This window comes from Rickettsia sp. TH2014 (assembly GCF_019249195.1).
Taxonomy (GTDB): domain Bacteria; phylum Pseudomonadota; class Alphaproteobacteria; order Rickettsiales; family Rickettsiaceae; genus Rickettsia; species Rickettsia felis.
On the sequence record NZ_MXAX01000028.1, the window covers coordinates 1 to 1,743 of the forward strand.

Sequence of the window (1,743 nt, forward strand, 5' to 3'; positions counted from 1 at the left end):
GAAGGAATAGTTATTCATATTTCAAAAAAACTTATAATTTACAGCAAAAATAGCTAAAATTAAATCTTTTTAGAAATGTTCACAGAGCCTAGAACTTAGAAATCTAAGTTTAACTAAACGGGGCAAATCAAAATGACTTCTACTAAAAAAATAATAATCTTTCTAACATCACCTTCAAATTCTAAAGATCGTAAGCGTCGTAAAGAACTCCTTAATTCATATTGTCGGCAAAATAATTTCACTATATTACAAATCTTAGAGCAAAGCTCATTTGATTATACTATTTTAAGAGAGCTAGTTGCTCAAATCGTACACGAGCCTAAAGGAACCATTACTACTTTTATTGAAGATAAATTATTAAACACTCCAAACAGTATAGTTCTCTTTTCAGTAATTGGGACTTTATATTTACTTGGACTGATTAAAACGGAAATATATAATAAATCTTATACTGAGTTAAAACTTTGTGGTTCAATACTTGATGATTTTTTAAGTATTGCGACCTTTTAATCTTAATTTTTATATTCCAGGATAAATTATAGTATGCTAAGATATTGCTTTTAAAAATGAGTGATTATCAGTGTCAAAATTCTCATTTAACATTCATCATCAGAATAAAAAAGCTAGAAGCGGCATTATCACAACCGCACACGGTGAGATTCGTACTCCGGCCTTTATGCCGGTCGGGACTAGAGCAACCGTTAAGGCAATGCTGCCTGAATCAGTAGCTGAAACGGGAGCAGATATATTACTCGGCAATACTTACCACTTAATGCTGCAGCCAAGTGCTGAACGTATAGCACGCCTTGGCGGTTTGCATCAATTCATGAATTGGGATAAGCCTATACTCACCGATTCCGGTGGTTTTCAGGTAATGTCCTTATCGAAGTTACGCAAGATAACCGAAGAGGGAGTAAGTTTCAGCTCTCATATTAACGGTGATAAATATATGCTAACGCCTGAGCGTTCTACTGAAATACAATATCTGCTCGGTAGCACGATCACTATGGCTTTTGATGAATGTACCCCTTATCCTGCAACCTTTGAGGAAGCTAAAACTTCTATGCAGCTTACGACTAGATGGGCGAATAGATCACGTAATGCTTTTGTTAAGAGGGAAGGCTATGCACAATTCGGTATTATTCAAGGTAGTGTTTATGAAGAATTACGTGAGCAATCGGCTAAGGATTTAATAGAACTCGATTGTGAGGGTTATGCGATAGGCGGGCTTGCGGTAGGTGAGGGGCAGGAGCTTATGTTTAAAGTGCTTGATTATGCCCCTGATTTTCTGCCGCAAAATAAGCCGCGTTATCTAATGGGCGTCGGTAAACCTGCTGATATTATCGGTGCTGTACGCCGAGGTATAGATTTGTTTGATTGCGTAATCCCAACTCGTTCAGGTCGTAACGGTCAGGCTTTTACTAAATACGGCACGGTAAATATTCGTAATAGCAAATATGCAGATGATAACGAGCCGCTTGAACATGATTGCCCATGTCCAGCTTGCACTAATTACACGAAAGCTTATCTACATCATTTAGTTAGAATAGGTGAAATACTTGGAGCAATGTTAATGACCTGGCATAATCTTACATATTTTCAAAGCCTCATGAGCCGCATTAGAGAATATATTAAACTAGGTAAAGATTTTGATTTTGATTCTTAAATTGACTAATTATAAAACGTACTTAAATATGTTATGTTATGGAAAAGGGGTCGTGCCTCCGTATTGCAGTTTAGAGT

At 36.6% G+C, this 1,743-nt stretch carries 2 protein-coding genes; both read left to right on the forward strand.

Features of this window, described 5'->3' with window-relative positions; all coding sequences use genetic code 11:
- Positions 1 to 132 precede the first annotated feature (132 nt).
- Positions 133 to 510, forward strand: a complete 378-nt coding sequence (locus KYQ89_RS00330) for a hypothetical protein (protein WP_218459815.1) — start codon at positions 133 to 135, stop codon at positions 508 to 510.
- Positions 511 to 580: 70 nt separating this feature from the next.
- Positions 581 to 1,666 carry a tRNA guanosine(34) transglycosylase Tgt gene (gene tgt, locus KYQ89_RS00335; RefSeq protein ID WP_218459816.1) on the forward strand — a complete coding sequence of 362 codons (1,086 nt, stop codon included), beginning with the start codon at positions 581 to 583 and terminating at the stop codon, positions 1,664 to 1,666.
- Positions 1,667 to 1,743: the final 77 nt, after the last annotated feature.

Coding starts and splice junctions, on each gene's coding strand:
- KYQ89_RS00330 (WP_218459815.1), top strand. CDS start 133: ATGACTTCTACTAAAAAAATAATAATCTTTCTAACATCACCTTCAAAT.